This window comes from Actinokineospora iranica, from assembly GCF_900101685.1.
GTDB lineage: Bacteria > Actinomycetota > Actinomycetes > Mycobacteriales > Pseudonocardiaceae > Actinokineospora > Actinokineospora iranica.
This window is the reverse complement of record NZ_FMZZ01000012.1, coordinates 15,432-31,052: the sequence shown is the minus strand read 5'-3', so window position 1 is coordinate 31,052 and position 15,621 is coordinate 15,432. Positions and strand designations below refer to the sequence as shown.

The window sequence follows — 15,621 nt, the reverse complement described above, 5'->3', positions numbered from 1 at the left end:
GCGGCTAAGCTCCGACAGGTGATGGACCGCCTGGTATGGATCGACTGCGAGATGACAGGGCTCGACCTGGGCAAAGACGCCCTCATCGAGATCGCCGCCCTGGTCACCGACTCCGAGCTGAACGTCCTCGGCGACGGAGTGGACCTGGTCATCCACGCCGATGACGCGACCCTCGACGGTATGCCCGACGTGGTCCGCGACATGCACGCCCGCTCCGGCCTCACCGACGAGGTGCGGGCCTCCACCCTGACGCTGGCCGACGCCGAGCAGAAGGTCCTCGAATACGTCCGCGCCTGGGTCCCCGAAGTGCGGACCGCGCCGCTGTGCGGCAACTCCATCGCCACCGACCGCGGCTTCATCGCCCGCGACATGCCCGCCCTCGACGCCCACCTGCACTACCGCATGGTGGACGTGTCCTCGATCAAGGAACTCTGCAGGCGCTGGTACCCGCGCATCTACTACGCGCAGCCCGACAAGGGCCTGGCCCACCGCGCCCTCGCCGACATCCTCGAGTCCATCCGCGAGCTGCGCTACTACCGCGGCACCGCCTTCGTCCCGCAGCCCGGCCCCACCACGGAAGAGGCCAGGGCCGTCGCCGAAGCGGTCCTCAACCCCCCACAGACCTAACCCGTTTTCGTCTCCCGGACCGGACACGCTAGGATGTTCACGCACCCCGGGCTCAACGGTCCGGCGGAGCGATGGTGGGTGTAGCTCAGCTGGTAGAGCACCTGGTTGTGGTCCAGGATGCCGCGGGTTCAAGTCCCGTCACTCACCCGGCCGAAGGCCGACCTTGTCCGCGGAGAGCGCGGACCGGGTCGGCCTTCGTCATGTTGGGGGGGCGACCCCCCCCCAAACCCCCCACGGTGCGAGCGGTTGCTGAACCAGCCGTGCCCCAGCAGGACGTGCGGGTCGATGGGAGCCAATCGCGGGGGTGTGTTGGGCGGGGACTTCTCACACGCGCGCGACTGGCCCGCCTTGGACTTCGGTGGATATTTGGCTGCTAGTAGCGGGGGTTTCTGGCTGCTAGGGGTGGGGGTTGAGGAGGTTGGCCACCAGGGCTTGGCAGCGGGGGGTGGGGGTCAGGCCCAGGTCGGTGTGGAGGAGGTGGCTGAAGCGGGCGAAGGCGCGGAGGGCTTCGGACTGGTTTCCCTCAGCCAAGTGGACTCGGATGAGGCCGGAGTGGGCTGTCTCGCGTAAGGGGTCGGCGCGGACGGCGGCGCCCGCGGCGGTGGTGGCCTCGGCGAAGCGGCCAACGGCGGTGAGACCGTCGGCGAGGGCCTCCAGGGCGTGCAGGCGCAGTTGCCGCCAGTCCTCGGCTTCGCGCAACACCCAGTCGTCGTACCAGAGGGGCAGCAGTTCCAGGGAGAGACTGGCGACCGCGCCCGCGCCGAGGTCCGCTTCGGCCGGTCTGCGGGCGGTGATCAGCCGACGGGCGAGCGCCTGGGCATCGCGCAGGTCCACTCCCACCCCCTGGGCCAACTGCAGGCTTAACGGCATGACCTTCAGCGTCTCGCGGCTGGCCGGGTCCATCCGGGACAGCGCAGAGCGCAGCGTCGCGTACGCGCGGACCTCCGAGACCTCCGACCACAAAGTGCCCGCCACGAGCAACCGACCGGCGGCTTGGTGATGCAGGGCCACGAAAGCCAGCAGGCGCTCGGTGCCGCCGGAGACCGGCAGGACACGGTCGTCGGCGAGCAACCGGAACCCGCCGAGCAACGAGACCCGCACGCCCGTGCCGCCGCGCGGAATGGCCTGCCGGGGCGGTGTCGCCGTCGAGACCAGGATGCTCACGATCGCGGTGACATCGGTTCGAGGTGGATAGCCGGTGTGTGCGGCATGGTCGCTACCGATTTCTTCCACTGTCGAGAAGCGGCGGCGGATGAGCGCGCCGAGAGCCGCCTGCGGGGTGTTCTCGGAAGTCCAGCATCCTCGCTGCCACGGTTTACCGCAACCCACGCTACCCTCGACCAAAATCGGCAGAAATCCCATCGATACAGCTCACCCCATATTTCACTCGAAAGAGTGGAATATGGGGGCATTCGCGCAACGCCAGAACGACCCGGCCCGCACCGGCCGAGCCGTTCGACGTCAGTCGCCGCGCCCGCGATTCTGGTCGCGGGGCGAGCCGTTCTACGACTCGCAGCTGCTGCGGATGTCCGGCGGGATGCCGATGGCGCCGCACTTGTCGGTGCCGGTGCCGCCGCTGAGGGTGTCGACGGCGAAGTCGGTGCCGGGGCCGGTCAGCGAGTCGTTGCCCGCGCTGCCGTTGACGGTGTCCTCGCCCAAACCGCCGCTCAACGTGTCGTTTCCGATGCCTCCGGTGAGCGTGTCGTTGCCGTCGTTGCCGTGAATGACGTCGTTGAAAGCGGTGCCGGTGATGGTGTCGTTGCCACCGTTGCCGTAGATCGTCTTGCCGGGGTCCGAGTTGGTGCAATCGATCGTGTCGTTCGCACCGGAACCGGTCACCGTGGTGTTGGTTTGCGTGACCCCGGGTCCGATCACGCAGTTGGCGGCGGCGGACGCGGAGCCTCCGGTCGCCAGCCCGCCCACGACCACTGTTCCCGCGAAAAGAACTGAGTAAAGCGCGCGAGATCTCATTTTTCCTCCATTGCCCTGAACGAATTGTTCGGATGACCTGAGTCTTCCCGCCGGGGCGTCACCGCAGCGTGACGCGGGCGAAGCCGACTGGCGGCGGGCCGCCGGCAACTGGTGACGACGATCGACGGGTGTCCACCGGCCGCGGGCGGTACCTACGTTTCGTTCGTCACCGGGTCGAGGGCCCCGGTGCGGAAGGAGAGATCCTGATGAAGGTTCGCACCCTGCTCGTGGGCGTGCTGGCCGCCGTGGCGACGGCGGTCGTCGCGCCGTCGGCTGCGACGGCGGCGCCCGAGGACGGGCCGATGGCTCCGATGATCGTGGGCGGCGGCAACGCCACCCAGACCTACAGCTTCATGGTGTCCCTGCAGAACACCTCGGGCGGCCACTTCTGCGGCGGCTCGCTGATCAAGTCCAACTGGGTCGTCACCGCGGCCCACTGCGTCCAGGGCAAGTCGCCGAGCGGCGTCGTGGCGCGGATCGGGACGACCAACCGGACCAGCGGCGGCACGGTGGCGCGTGCGTCGCGCATCATCATCCACCCCAATTACCGCACCGCGTACGACATCGCGTTGGTGCAGCTCAGCAGCGGTGTCACGCAGGCGCCGGTGCGGATCTCGGCCGCGTCGGGGGCGGTGGGAACGCCGACCCGGGCCATCGGCTGGGGCCAGACCTGCGCGACCCCGGGCGGCTGCGGGGCGCCGGTGACCCTGCAGCAGCTCGACACCTCGATCGTGGCCGACAGCCGGTGCGGCGGGATCACCGGCTCGATCGAGATCTGCACGAACAACCCCGGTGGCGTCGCCGGTGCCTGCTATGGCGACTCGGGAGGGCCTGAGGTCAAGGCCGTCGGCGGGGCGTGGGAGCTGATCGGAGCCACCAGCCGCTCCGGTGGCGGGTCGCAGTGCGCGCGGGCCCCGTCGATCTACAGCGACGTGGTGGCGCACAAGGCGTGGATCGAACAGCACACCGGCGCCCTGTAGCGCGCGTGGGCGTCCCCGCCGAGTCCGGGTGGGGGCGCCCACGTGGCCAGGGGGATGATGGGCGGGTGCGCGACATCGAGATCCGGGACGACATGATCAGGCTCGGCCAACTGCTCAAGCTGGCGGGCCTGGCCGAGGACGGCGTGCACGCCAAGGACCTGTTGGAAGCCCAAGAGGTGGCCGTCAACGGTGAGCAGGAGACCAGGCGTGGCAGGCAGGTCCACCCCGGCGACGTGGTGAGCGTCGGCCGGGATGAGATCCGCGTCACCACACGCTGACCCGGTCTTACCGCTTGCCGCCTGCTTTCCAGGTCTCCCACGGGATCTGCCACACGCTCAGGCCGTCCCACGGTTCGAGCACCGGGCCGCCGGAGTTCTGCACGACGATCACGTCGCCCTTGCTGGAGATGCTCTGCAGCCAGGTGGCGTTCTCCGTGGACATGTTGATGCAGCCGTGGCTCACGTTGCGCGCGCCCTGGTCCTTCACCGACCACGGCGCGGAGTGGTAGAAGATGCCGCTGTTCGACATCCGACTGGCCACCGCGACCTTCGTCCGGTACCCGGCGGCTGAGTCGACCGGGACGCCGTAGGTGGACGAGTCCATCGTGTAGTTCGTGTGCTCGCTCATCACGACGTAGGTGCCGACCGGGGTCTCGTGGGCCTTCTTGCCCAGCGAGACCGGGATCGTGCGGGCCACCGTGCCGTTCACGGTGACGGTCATCTGGTGGGTGGCGCCGTCGACGAGTGCGGTCACCGAGTCGCCGATGGTGACGGTGGCCTTGCGGTCTTCCCGGCCGTAGAAGCCGTTGCCGAAGTGCTTGCCGTAGACGGCGGCGTCGACCACCACCGTGGTGCCCGGCTTCCAGTACTCCTTGGGCCGCCAGTGCACCTCCTTGTCGCTGAACCAGTAGAACGCGCCCTCGGCCGCGGGCGTCGCGGTGACCTGGATCGCCTTCTCCACGGCCGCCTTGTCCGCGATCGCCACATCGAAGTAGAAGGCGAACGGCTGACCGACACCGACCTTCTGCCCGTCCAGCGGGTTCATCGACAGCGCTGTCTGCCGCTTCGGCTTGGCCGTGGTGAACGTCGAGGTGGAACTGACAGTCTTACCGGCGCTGTCTTGCCCCGTCGCCGCTGTCGTGTACGTCTTGCCGTACCCCAGGGCCTCAGTGGACCGCCACGAGGCGCCGTCGGCGGATAACGCGCCCGCCACCACCTTGCCGTCCTGCCCGGTGACCTTGACGTCGGTGAGCTTCCCCCCGGTCGCCGCGACCACGACCGGCTCCCCCGGCGCCACCTCGGCGGCCTTGTCCGCGGGCGTCAACGCCAACCCCAGCGGAGCCGCCTCCGACGCCGCGCTCACGCTGCTCGCCCCCGTCGTATCCCCACCCCCGACCGCGGGCGTCGACTCGGCCGTCGTACACGCCGACACCGCCAACACCGCCACGCCGATCACACTCGCCCACGCTCGCGCGCGCCCACCCCTGGCCATACCGACCTGCCGTTCTGCCATGCTCCGACCTCTGCCGACAGTGTGCCTGACCACCCCGACACGATGGAGTGGGACCGGCAAGCTGGGCGAGCGAACCCCCCTGATTTCTGCTCCGCGGCCACCCTGTGCTAACTTTTCTCCCGTCAGCGGGAGAGATCCCGACGAGCGCCGCTAGCTCAACTGGCAGAGCAGCTGGCTCTTAACCAGCGGGTTCGGGGTTCGAGTCCCTGGCGGCGCACCACATAGTATCGACGCCCACCTGTAGGTATCCCTGGTCAAGGGGATCTTGCCGGTGGGCGTTGATCTTTGATGAATCCACGATGTGGCCGGGTCACCTTCCGCTTTCGTTTCGGAGGCGTGTTCCGAACTTGGGCGTGACCAGTTTGGTCCCCATTGGAGAGTGCCCAGTTAGGCCGCCCGTGCTCAGTTGTGACGACGGACAGGCCGCCCGCTATGTCACGCCGCCTGCGGGTACTCCTGCTGTCCTAGACGATCTTTGCAAACGGCCGCCGGCTTCTGCGAAGCCACGCTATGAGCCCTCGGCCTGGCGGTTGCGCTTGACCGGCGGGTGGAGCGTTGTCGCATGGCACGCGAGGAGCGGTGGACGGCGGCGCGATCAGGATCACATGGCATCGAGACCCGACAATCAAGTCAAGGGGAACTCTCAGCCCGCGCACCCCGTGTATGGACCTCAACCGGTGAGGTGGCTGGTCGCCCCTACGACAGGCAGTCCAGCCAGCCGCTATGTCGTGGTGGTGACCGGCGAATCGGACCGGTCAGGCGACCTCGGGCATCATCCTTGCCATGACTGATTCCGTGGTACCGGCCTACACCGACATGTTGTGACCGAAGAACATGGAATCTGGCTGGTACACACCGACTGGGGCGGCTCACCGTGAAAGCAACGACCACAGCGAAGAGGGCCGACAACCCGGCTTCGCTTCCACCGGCGGCTCGGCGCGATCACCGCAGTCTCCGCGCCTGCCCCGCCCAATGGCAACGAGCAGCAGCTCCAAAACCAGGCAACGTCTGCGAGCCCGAGCTGAGCCCGAGAAGACCGGCACACCCTACCGGCACGCGGCACGATCCGACCCACAGCACCGGACACGACCAGCAAGACACCCCGGACCGGCATCGTCCGACACCACCTGGCAGATCACCAAGTCGATTCTTAACCAGCGGTGCGGGGTTCGAGTCCCTGGCCGTGCACTTCTCTGTGTCAACGCCTATCAGCGAGCGCCCATGACCACCTGGATCTTGTCGGTGGGCGTTGGTCTTGGATGCTCAGTCCACCTCTCGGGTATGGCCGAGCGCTTCGGACTGCCGCAAACGGTGTCGGGTGGGCCGTTTCCGCCGTCGCAGGCCGGGGCGCCGTTGGTGGTGGACACCGACGCGGGTGGCGAGCCGGACGGCGCGGTCGCCTTGGTCATGGCTGCCGCCGCGGTGGTGAGCGCGGCCCGCCTGCCGAAACTGGTCCTGTCCGACACAACGCATTGTTCGGAGATCGAGTTGAGCCGTGATATAGCGATCTGCACCGCCGTCTGGTCACCCCCGGCGCGGCGCCATGGGCGGCCTTGCTGGCCGCGCACTTGGACAGGTGGTTCGACCGCTTCCCAGCCACCGCGTTCCAGCACGACGCGCTCGCCCTCGCCGCGGCGCTTCAGCTGCCTTACGTGGGGTTCGCGCGTGAACGCGTGGTGCTTGACGCGCTCGGCCGGATGACCGCGGCCCCGGAAGGCCACGTGGTGCGGCTCAGCGTCAGCGCGGACTACCGGGCCTTCCGGGGATGGCTGGCCCGTGGGTTCGACGCGGCGCTGGGCCGTAACCGATGACCCGGGACGAGGCGATCGCCGCCGCGCTTGCCTGGATTCGCACCACCCACGGCGACTACGCGGACCGGCTGCGCGTGCTGGCCGACGACGTGGTGCTGGTGCGCGGGCACTGGCACGTGCCCTACACCGCCGTGGACGACGACCTCGTTCCCCTGCCCGCCGTCGAAGTCCCCGACGACGGCAGCCCGCCGCGCCGGTTCGTCCCCTCGGGCCCGCCGTCGCCGTTCTCGCGCGGCCTGCCCGAGACCTGGCCCGAGCCCGGTCCTGACCTTGCCGTCGTGGACCAGGACTGGGACCGGCAAGCCTTCGCGCACCTGGGGGCGCCGCGGGCCGCGGTGCTGGGCTGGGTGCGCGCGCCCGGGTCCGACGAATACCGCCGCAACCCCGAGTACAAGCCCGGCCCGACCTGGTTGGGCTGGCCCGCGCCGACGACGCCCGCGGACAAAGTCCTGCTCTACTACCACTGCGGCTGGCTGGGCGAGGACCCCCGGTTCTTCTCCGCCTTCCTCGACATGACCCTGTACTGCCGGGACAGCAGGCTCATAGCCGCGGACGACAACGGAGTCCGGTGGGTGGGCGCGTACAGCTCGCCGGTGCGGATGCCCGAGCGCACCTGGTCGTGGCGGGAGATCGGGGTGCGGGAGCTGCTCACGGTGATGGACGCCGACGAGATCCGCGTCAACCCCGGCCACCCCACCGAGGTGCGGCTGGAGAAGGTCCTCACCGAGTCCATGCACCGCTGGCCCGAGCCGTTCCCGCACCCGCCCGCGGTCGACCGGGAGGTGCCGGAGTACGACCACGACACCTGGACCGCGCGGGTGGTCGAGACGGCCAGGGCCATGAACCCCGAAGTCGACCCGTACGTGGCGAAGATCGTGCAGGCGCGCCTGTTCGAGCGGCTGGACGAGGCGAAGGCCAACGGCTTCACGATCGAGGGCGCCGAACGCGCGGCGCTCACCGACGCCCTCATCTGGATTTGCGCGGACCGGCCGGGACCGCCACCGTCCAGCGCGCAGCGCACCTGGGGCGGCGTCGACGGCGCGCAGCTGTGGGTCGCTCCCACCCTGGGCAAGGCCGTCGAGTGGGACTACCGCGGCAAGCAGCCGCACGGCTGGGCATGGGTGGCGGGCGCGTACACCGGTTTCGCCCTCGGCGAGGCCACCGCGGGCGGCGACGGCACGCTGACCGCTGCCCTGCTGCGGGCGACCGACGCGGTCGTGCGGGCCGGGCACATCCGCACCGAGGAGAAGCGCCGGTCGGTGCGCCTGCCGCGGCGGGCGGAAGGCTGGTTGGACGCGCTGGTGCCCGCCGCCGAGCCCGTGCCGGAGGTCGACGCGCTGCTGGCGGCCGTCGTGTCGGGCGACCACTGGACGGCGGGGCCGCTGTGGAACGAGCGGATCAGCCCGGTGTTCGACCGAGTCCTGTCCCGGGGCGCCTACTCCCGGGCCACGCACGTCGCGCTGGCCGAGACCGGCCTGTGCCCGCACATCCTGGACCTGCGCGAACAGCGCGAGGTCCCGGTGCGCGACCAACTGCCCGACACCCCGTGGGAGCGGGCCCTGCTGATCGCAGCGAAACTCGGCCACACCCCGCGGGCCGCCCTCGCCGCCGCCCCGGATCCACTCACCGCGGCCCTGGCCGGAGCGTTGGTCGGCGCCCGGCACGGCGTCCCCGGCCTCCCGGGCAAACCGCCGAACTGGGAGCTGGTGGAGGCGATGGCGACCGAGGCGCACATGATGTTCGACCCGAGGTACACCCCCAGCACACCCCCGCACCCCGGCCTGCCGCCGCTGTCCAACGCGATGCGCGCAGAAGCCCGCGCCACCCCGGACGGCTGGCTCTGGTGCGCCGACCCGGAAGCCGAGCCCCGGCTCCTCGGCGGCCTGCCGACCCCGACCCTGCTCGGCGCCTACCGCATCGGCCCCGACGGCGAGCCGACCGGCGAGACCTGGCTCAACATCGACTACCGCCCCGGCCCCCGCCGCCTCGGCCTGCCGGAGCCGGAAAACACGTTCGAGAAGATCCTCAACCTCGTCACCGCGACCTGGCTGCCCTACGAGCCCATCCTCGCCGCGGCCCTGGACTCCCCGTTCCTCGCCCTTCCCACCCCAGACGGCTCAACCGCGATCGTCCGCGACGCGAACGGCAATCTGGTGCTGCCGGTCTACTCGTCCCACCGCTTCCTGCCGCACGGCGCCCCGCCCCCGGAACGGATCGGCCTGCGCCCGCTGCTCCCGCTGCTGCGGGACGTTCTGGTAGTGGTCAACCCCGGCGCCAAAGTCGGCGTCGACATCAGAGGCGACCAGTTGATCGACCACGCGAACCAGCCGGATTCCCCGCAGTAGTCGGCGAGCCTGCCGTGGGCGATGGTCCGGACTCACCGCTACCGCAAGGCTTAGCAACTCAGGTGAGCCTGCCCGGTTTGCTGAACAGGGCCACGGTAAGCACCGCCAGGACCGCGGCGCAGCCGCCGAGGACCATGACGACCGACGGCGATGTGGCGTCGAGGACCCAACCGCCCAGCAGCGCGCCGATCGAGATCGTGGCCTGGAATGACGAGGTGAACAGGACCGACGCGGCTTCCGGCACGTGCGGCGCGGCCTTGGCGAACCAGGTCTGCGAGCAGACCGGGACCGCGCCGTAGGCCAGGCCCCACACGATCAGCAGGGCCACCGCGCCGACCGCCGTCACGCCGAGCAGGGGCAGCAGCAGTGTGGCCGCGGCCAGCATCGCGGCGACGGTCATGAAGGCCGCCCGGGTGCTTTGGCCGACGCGGGGGCCCGCGACGAAGTTGCCGACGATGCCCGCGGCGCCGTAGAGCAGCAGGTACACGGTGATGGCGCCGGAACTGGACCCGGTGACCTGCTCCAGGAACGGGGTCACATAGGTGTAGGTGCCGAAGTGCGCCATGACGATGAGGAAGGTGACTGCCAGGCCGACCCTGGTCTCAGGCACGCGCAGCATGTCGCGGAGCACCGACAGCCTGGTCGGGGTCTCCGGCGGCAGCGACGGCACGAACGCCAGCAGCGCCGCGAAGACGCCGACGGTCAGCACACCCATGGCGACGAACGCCGCCCGCCAGCCCCACACGTCGCCGATCAAGGTGCCCGCGGGCACGCCCAGGACCGAGCCGAGCGGAACGGACGAGAAGATGATCGCGGTCGCGCGGCCGACGTGCTCGGGGGCGACCAGCCGCGCGGCCAGCCCGGCGCCGATCGACCAGAACGCGCCGATGACGAACCCGACCAGCACCCGGGAGAGCAGCATTGCCCAGTAGGCGGGCGCCGCGGCGGCCAGAAAGTCGGCCACCGCGAGCACGACCATCAGCAGGCACAGCATCCGCTTGCGGTCGACCTGCCCGGTCGCGACGGTCACCTGGACGGCAAGCGCAAGACTGGCTGTCGATTCAGCCACCGCCCTTACCATCATGTCGACTGCGTCGACCTGGGGGAGACACCATGACGCCGGACTGGCGCAACACGCTGCTGATCACCGGGGCTTCGCTGGCGATCGGCGCGGGATATCTGCTGCTGCCCAACGATGACGCGGTGCTCACCTCGGTCAACCAGGGCTACCAGGTCGTCTACCAATGCCGCGATGACTGCCCCACGCGGTTGGCCGATGGCGTCTCTTGGCCGGTCTTGCCGCTGTCGCTGGGTCTTGGAGCGGCGGCGTCCGGCGGCTTGGCCTGGCATCGGGCCAGGCGTGCCGCGGTCCGCCGCGAAGATCAGTCGACCGGCCCGGGTTGATCAGCCACTCCTGGGCGTGGGGTCGCGTATTCGGGTAACCGACGCCCGTTCGGCTCTCCGGTGGCCTGCCGCGGGCAGGCTTCGGCGGCATCGGGATCGATGACGCCTTCTGTCAGCGTCCGCCAGGGGGTGACCTGGCTGTCCTTTGTGACCACCTGCGGGCTCCTGACCCAGTGGGCAGTGGGTCAGGAGCCCGCTCCGGGTGGCGGTGGTTGACACCCCCAGTGATGCGGATGATCACGCGGTCAACCACCTGCCTCACCCGGTCAGGGGCGCAGGGTCACGCAGTGGGGGCGCTCCAGTTCGTGGAAGCCGTCGTCGAAGGTGTTTTGTTGCATGGGGACCATGCAGGCGAGGGTGCCGTTCGGCCAGGTGGTCTGTGGGGGGATGACGACCACGTCTTCGCTGTAGGTCCACCAGCGGCCGGTGGAGCTGTCCGACTTCCACGAGCCTATGAAGAAGCGGTAGAAGCCGTAGAAGTTCTTTGTGGGGTCCGTGCCGGTCACGTAGCCGCGCATGGAGTTCACCCGCAGGCCGGTGCTGTCGACGGACACGCAGGTGTACCAGCCGCAGTCTTTGCCGCTCTCGGCTGTCGCGGCGGCGGGGGTGGCGGCGACGGTCGTGGTCAGCGCGGCCGTGGCGGCGAGGGCGGCCAGGGCGCGGGCGGTCTTCTTGGTTGCCATGTCGGTTCCTCTCAGGCGCGGATGGTGACGCAGGCGGGCGCGGGGACGTAGCCCTCGTAGGAGGTCCGCGTGCACAGCAGCGACCCGTTCTTGAACTGGGTGTTGTTCAGCGGGAACAGGACTCCGAGGGAACCGAGGCCGCAGTCGTTGTTCACGCGGGAGTTCTCGTAGTGCTGGCCGTTGGCCTTCTCGCCCCACACCGTGACCTTGACGCGGCAGATCTGGGCCGGGTAGTAGGGGATCTTGGACGAGAGCAGGAAGCCGTGGACGCTGTCCACGGACAGCCCGTTGCCCACGACCTCGTTGCAGTGCTTGTTGAAGTCGCCCGGGCCGTGGGCCGGTTCGCACACCTTGTCGCTGGGGGCGGCCACCGACGCGGGGGACACGGTGGCGGCGGCGGGGGTGGCGCCCAGCGCGGTCGTCGCGGCGACGAAGGCCGCCGCGGCGACCGCTTTGCGAGTGATGGCCATGCTGGTGTTCCTCTTTCTGGGTCATGATCGATGCCCAGTGGGCGACGCCAAGCGGCGCGCGCTCTGGGTGGGAGTGGGCCGCGAAGTCGACCGGTTTAGGGTTGGTCGCTGGCCGTGTCCATCATGGCCAGACGCCGCGGCCGGGGGGAAGCGATCCGCTGTTGACAGTCCTCGGCCCGCGCCTTGGCAACAGCACTGACCAGGAGAAACGCGTGGACCCCGCACCGTCGTTCGGGAGCGAGCTGCGGCAGGCCAGGACCGGCAGGGGGATGTCGCTGACCGGCTTGGCGGACGCGGTGCACTACAGCCGCAGCTACCTGAGCAAGCTGGAGACCGGGTCGCGGGCGGTCTCCGTCGAGCTCGCCCAGCGGCTCGACGACGCGCTCGGCGCTGGCGGGCGCCTGGTCGCGCTGGCCGAGGCCGAGCGGCGGCCGGTGTGCCCGTACCGCGGGCTCGCCGCGTTCGGCGCTGGCGACGCCGCCTGGTTCTTCGGCCGGGAGGACGCGGTCGCGGACCTGGTGGCGACCGCGGCGCGGGCGCTGGCGAACCGCAAGCCGGTCGTGGTCGTCGGCCCGTCCGGGGTGGGGAAGTCGTCGCTGGTGCTGGCCGGGCTGCTGCCCGCGCTGGCCCGCGACGAGATCCCCGGCGCGGCCGGGTGGCCGGTGCGGGTGGTCACGCCCGGGGCCGCGGCCGAGCCGCCCGAGCCCGAGCCGGGGGCGCTGGTCGTGGACCAGTTCGAGGAGATCTTCACGCTGTGCGCGGACGAGGGCCGCAGGCAGTCCTTCGTGGCCGCGCTGTGCGCGCTCGCCCGCGCGGGCACGCTGGTCGTGCTGAGCCTGCGCGCCGACTTCTACGCCCGCTGCCTGTCCTACCCGGACCTGCTGGCCGGGCTGCGCGACAACCAGGTCACCGTGGGGCCGATGACGGCGGCGCAGCTGCGCGCGGCGATCACCGGCCCGGCCGAGGCCGCGGGGCTGACGCTGGAGCCGGGGCTGGTCGAGCTGCTGCTCGCCGACGTCGGGGCCAGCGCGGCCGGGGCGCTGCCGCTGCTGTCGCACGCGCTGATGGTGACCTGGCACGAGCGGTCGGACACGACGCTGACCGTGGCGGGCTACCGGCGCACCGGGGGCATCGAGAACGCTGTCGCGTCCACCGCCGAGCAGGCGTACGCGGCGCTGGACGCGGGCCAGCGGGAGGCCGCGCGGCAGGTGCTGCTGCGGCTGGTCCGGGTCGGCGAGCACGAGGAGGACACCCGCAGGCCCGCCCCGCGTGACGCCCTGCCGGGCAGGGCCGCCACCGCCGTCAACGAGTTGACCGCGGCGCGGCTGCTCACCGTGGACGCGCACACGGTGACGATCGCGCACGAGGCGCTGCTGCACGCCTGGCCCCGGCTGCGCGAGTGGATCGACGCCGACCGCGGCGGCCTGCGCGTGCACCACCAGCTCGCCGAGGCCGCCCGCGCCTGGGAGGCCGAGGACCGCGATCCGACCATGCTCTACCGCGGCCCCCGGCTCGTGCTCGCCGCCGACTGGGCAGCCGAGCACGGCGACCGGCTCGGCGCGGCGGAGCGGGACTTCCTCGCCGCCAGCCGGGCCGTCGCCGACGCCGCGGCGCGCCGGGAGCGGCGGCAGACCCGGCGGCTGCGGCTGCTGGTCGCCGGGCTGGCGGTGTTCGCGGTGCTGGCCGTGGTCGCGGGCGCGGTCGCCGTCGTGCGCGGCGCGGAGTCCGACCGGCAGCGCGACCTCGCCGTGTCCCGGGAGCTGGCCCTGGAGGCCGACCAGATGCGGCTGACCGACCCGTCGCTGGCCACCCAGCTCAGCCTCGCCGCGTACCGGGTCGCCGACACGCCGCAGGCCAGGGGCAGCCTGCTGAGCGCGTCGGGCACGACGTATGTGGCCAGGTCGAAGCCGCACTCCGGGTCGATCACCGACCTGGCCTTCACCGCTGACGGGAAGACACTCGTCACCGCGGGCCTCGACGGCGCGACGCGGTTCTTCGGCGTGTCCGCCACCGGCGACGCGGTCGCCGGGGCCGTGCTGCGCGGCGGCGCGGAGACGGTCACCGCGCTGGCGCTCGACCCCGCGTCCGGCCTGCTCGCCACGGCGGACGAGGTGGACGACACCCGCCTGTGGCGGGTCGGGGAGCAGCCCGCGCCGCTCGGCGTGGTCCGCGGCACCGGCCAGGGCGAGGCGCTGGCGCTGAGCCCGGGCGGGGACCTGCTCGCGGTCGGCCGCGCGGACGGCGGCGTCTCGGTGTGGGACGTCGGCGACCGCGCCCGCCCGGTCGCCCGCGGGATTCTGCCCGCGCACAGCAAGACAGTGCGCAGCCTCGCGTTCTCCCCGACGGCGCCGCTGCTGCTGACCGGGGGCGACGACTTCACCAGCGAGCTGTGGGACCTCTCCGGCGCGGCCCCGGTCCGGCTGGCGTCGCTGGCCACGCACACGGCCACCATCCGCGCGGTCGCGTTCAGCGCGGACGGCGCGACGGCGGCCGTGGGCAGCGACGACCACACCATCGACCTGTGGTCGCTGGCCGATCCACGGAACCCGGTGCGCACGCTGCGGCTGACCGGGCACGGCAACGCGATCCGCGGGGTGTCGTTCAGCCCGGACGGGCGGATGGTCGCCAGCGCCAGCGACGACCAGACGGTGCGGATGTGGAACGCCGCGGACGGCACGCAGCTCAGCTCGATGGCGCAGCCCGCGCCCGCGCGCCGCGCCGCGTTCGCCGCCGACGGCAGGCTCCTGGCCACCGGCAACGACCTCGGCGGGCTGTGGCTGTGGCGGCTGCCGCCGCCGGTGTTCGCCGACCGGTCCTCGGCCACCGCCCTGGCCTACGACCCGGGCCGCCCGCACCTCGCGGTCGGCGACGAGGACGGCACGGTCCACCTGCGCGAGCTGGGCAGCCAGCGGGAGCTGGGCGCGCTGGCCGATCCGGGCGGCCGGGTCACCGCGCTGGCGTACGACCCGCGCGGCGGGCGGCTCGTCGTGGCGGGCGAGAACCGGCCGACCCGCGTCTGGGACGTCTCCGACCCGGCCGACGCCCGGCCCATCGCCGCGATCGAGGGCCCCTCGGCCGTGCACGCGGCCGTGTTCGGTCAGGGTGGGCGGGTGCTGGCCGTGACCGGCACGGACTGGAAAGTCACGCTGTGGGACACCGCCGACCCGGCGCGGCCCAGCAGGCTCGCGGTGCTCGGCGGGCACGAGAACGCGATCTTCGGGCTGGCGTTCAGCCCGGACGGTCACCTGCTGGCCACCGGAAGCAACGACTACAGCGGGCAGCTGTGGGACGTGTCCGACCCGCGCGCGCCACGGTTCCTGACCCGGTTGGCCGACCACAGCAACGCGGTCAGCGCGGTGGCGTTCGCGCCGGACAGCCGCATCCTGGCCACCGCGTCGGAAGACCACACCGTGCACCTGCTCGACGTCGGCGACCCGGCCGATCCCGTGCAGGTCGCGGACCTGACCGGGCATTCCGCCGCGGTCGCCGCGGTCGCGTTCAGCCCGGACGGGCGGCTGCTGGCGACCGCGGGCGACGACGGGGCCGCGCGCGTCTGGGAGGTCGCCGACCGGGCGCGGCCGCAGCCGCTGGCCGTGCTCGCCGGGCACACCGGACCGGTGCGCGCCGTCGGGTTCCGCCCGGACGGCGGGCAGATCGCCACCGCGGGCAGCGACCACACCGTGCGGCTGTGGAGCACCGACCCCGACGAGGTCGCCGACCGTATCTGCGCGCTGGCCAGCCCGCCGCTGTCGCCGCGGCAGTGGGACCGGCATGTCAGCGGCCTGCCGTTCCGGACACTGTGCCCGTGATTCTTGGCG

At 71.5% G+C, this 15,621-nt stretch carries 13 protein-coding genes and 2 tRNA genes; 9 read left to right on the top strand and 6 right to left on the bottom strand.

All coding sequences use genetic code 11. The features are described 5' to 3' along the window. Nucleotides 1-18: 18 nt before the first annotated feature. Nucleotides 19-627: an oligoribonuclease gene (orn, locus tag BLS56_RS22460; protein WP_091454431.1), complete on the top strand. Its 609-nt coding sequence runs from the start codon at nucleotides 19-21 to the stop codon at nucleotides 625-627. A 74-nt stretch (nucleotides 628-701) separates the two neighbouring features. Continuing rightward, a tRNA-His gene (locus BLS56_RS22455) sits at nucleotides 702-774 on the top strand. A gap of 249 nt (nucleotides 775-1,023) precedes the next feature. Here BLS56_RS22455 and BLS56_RS22450 read toward each other — a convergent pair. Further along, a complete protein-coding gene (locus tag BLS56_RS22450; protein WP_228771841.1) occupies nucleotides 1,024-1,791 on the bottom strand; it encodes an AfsR/SARP family transcriptional regulator in 768 nt (255 codons plus the stop codon). 339 nt (nucleotides 1,792-2,130) lie between these two features. Beyond that, on the bottom strand, nucleotides 2,131-2,550 hold the full coding sequence (locus BLS56_RS22445; RefSeq protein WP_175482980.1) for a calcium-binding protein: 420 nt from the start codon (nucleotides 2,548-2,550) through the stop codon (nucleotides 2,131-2,133). A 254-nt stretch (nucleotides 2,551-2,804) separates the two neighbouring features. On the opposite strand from BLS56_RS22445, the gene BLS56_RS22440 reads away from it, so the two are divergent. Continuing rightward, nucleotides 2,805-3,578: a S1 family peptidase gene (locus BLS56_RS22440; protein ID WP_091454425.1), complete on the top strand. Its 774-nt coding sequence runs from the start codon at nucleotides 2,805-2,807 to the stop codon at nucleotides 3,576-3,578. Nucleotides 3,579-3,643: 65 nt separating this feature from the next. After that, nucleotides 3,644-3,856 (top strand): RNA-binding S4 domain-containing protein, encoded by a 213-nt coding sequence (locus tag BLS56_RS22435; RefSeq protein WP_091454423.1) that lies wholly within the window; start codon nucleotides 3,644-3,646, stop codon nucleotides 3,854-3,856. 7 nt (nucleotides 3,857-3,863) lie between these two features. On the opposite strand, the gene BLS56_RS22430 is transcribed toward BLS56_RS22435, so the two are convergent. Continuing rightward, nucleotides 3,864-5,069, bottom strand: coding sequence for a L,D-transpeptidase family protein (locus BLS56_RS22430; RefSeq protein WP_091454420.1), 1,206 nt, complete (start codon nucleotides 5,067-5,069; stop codon nucleotides 3,864-3,866). Between the two features lie 165 nt (nucleotides 5,070-5,234). Here BLS56_RS22430 and BLS56_RS22425 point away from each other — a divergent pair. The 3 genes from BLS56_RS22425 to BLS56_RS22415 all read left to right on the top strand — a co-directional run bounded on the left by BLS56_RS22425 (nucleotide 5,235) and on the right by BLS56_RS22415 (nucleotide 9,246). Beyond that, nucleotides 5,235-5,310, top strand: a tRNA-Lys gene (locus BLS56_RS22425). A gap of 1,333 nt (nucleotides 5,311-6,643) precedes the next feature. Further along, complete coding sequence (locus BLS56_RS22420; RefSeq protein ID WP_091454419.1) at nucleotides 6,644-6,901, top strand: hypothetical protein; 258 nt, start codon at nucleotides 6,644-6,646, stop codon at nucleotides 6,899-6,901. Continuing rightward, complete coding sequence (locus BLS56_RS22415; RefSeq protein ID WP_091454418.1) at nucleotides 6,898-9,246, top strand: hypothetical protein; 2,349 nt, start codon at nucleotides 6,898-6,900, stop codon at nucleotides 9,244-9,246. Before BLS56_RS22420 ends, BLS56_RS22415 begins: the two co-directional genes overlap by 4 nt. Before the next feature lie 58 nt (nucleotides 9,247-9,304). Here the strand turns inward: BLS56_RS22415 and BLS56_RS22410 are convergent, their stop codons facing one another. Beyond that, nucleotides 9,305-10,315 carry an MFS transporter gene (locus tag BLS56_RS22410; RefSeq protein WP_228771839.1) on the bottom strand — a complete coding sequence of 337 codons (1,011 nt, stop codon included), beginning with the start codon at nucleotides 10,313-10,315 and terminating at the stop codon, nucleotides 9,305-9,307. A 44-nt stretch (nucleotides 10,316-10,359) separates the two neighbouring features. On the opposite strand from BLS56_RS22410, the gene BLS56_RS22405 reads away from it, so the two are divergent. Beyond that, nucleotides 10,360-10,650 (top strand): hypothetical protein, encoded by a 291-nt coding sequence (locus tag BLS56_RS22405; RefSeq protein ID WP_091454415.1) that lies wholly within the window; start codon nucleotides 10,360-10,362, stop codon nucleotides 10,648-10,650. A 266-nt stretch (nucleotides 10,651-10,916) separates the two neighbouring features. Here BLS56_RS22405 and BLS56_RS22400 read toward each other — a convergent pair whose 3' ends face one another. Beyond that, nucleotides 10,917-11,333, bottom strand: a complete 417-nt coding sequence (locus BLS56_RS22400; protein WP_091454413.1) for a hypothetical protein — start codon at nucleotides 11,331-11,333, stop codon at nucleotides 10,917-10,919. An 11-nt stretch (nucleotides 11,334-11,344) separates the two neighbouring features. Then, complete coding sequence (locus BLS56_RS22395; RefSeq protein WP_091454412.1) at nucleotides 11,345-11,803, bottom strand: hypothetical protein; 459 nt, start codon at nucleotides 11,801-11,803, stop codon at nucleotides 11,345-11,347. Between the two features lie 212 nt (nucleotides 11,804-12,015). On the opposite strand from BLS56_RS22395, the gene BLS56_RS22390 reads away from it, so the two are divergent. Then, nucleotides 12,016-15,612, top strand: a complete 3,597-nt coding sequence (locus BLS56_RS22390) for an nSTAND1 domain-containing NTPase (protein WP_175482979.1) — start codon at nucleotides 12,016-12,018, stop codon at nucleotides 15,610-15,612. Nucleotides 15,613-15,621: the final 9 nt, after the last annotated feature.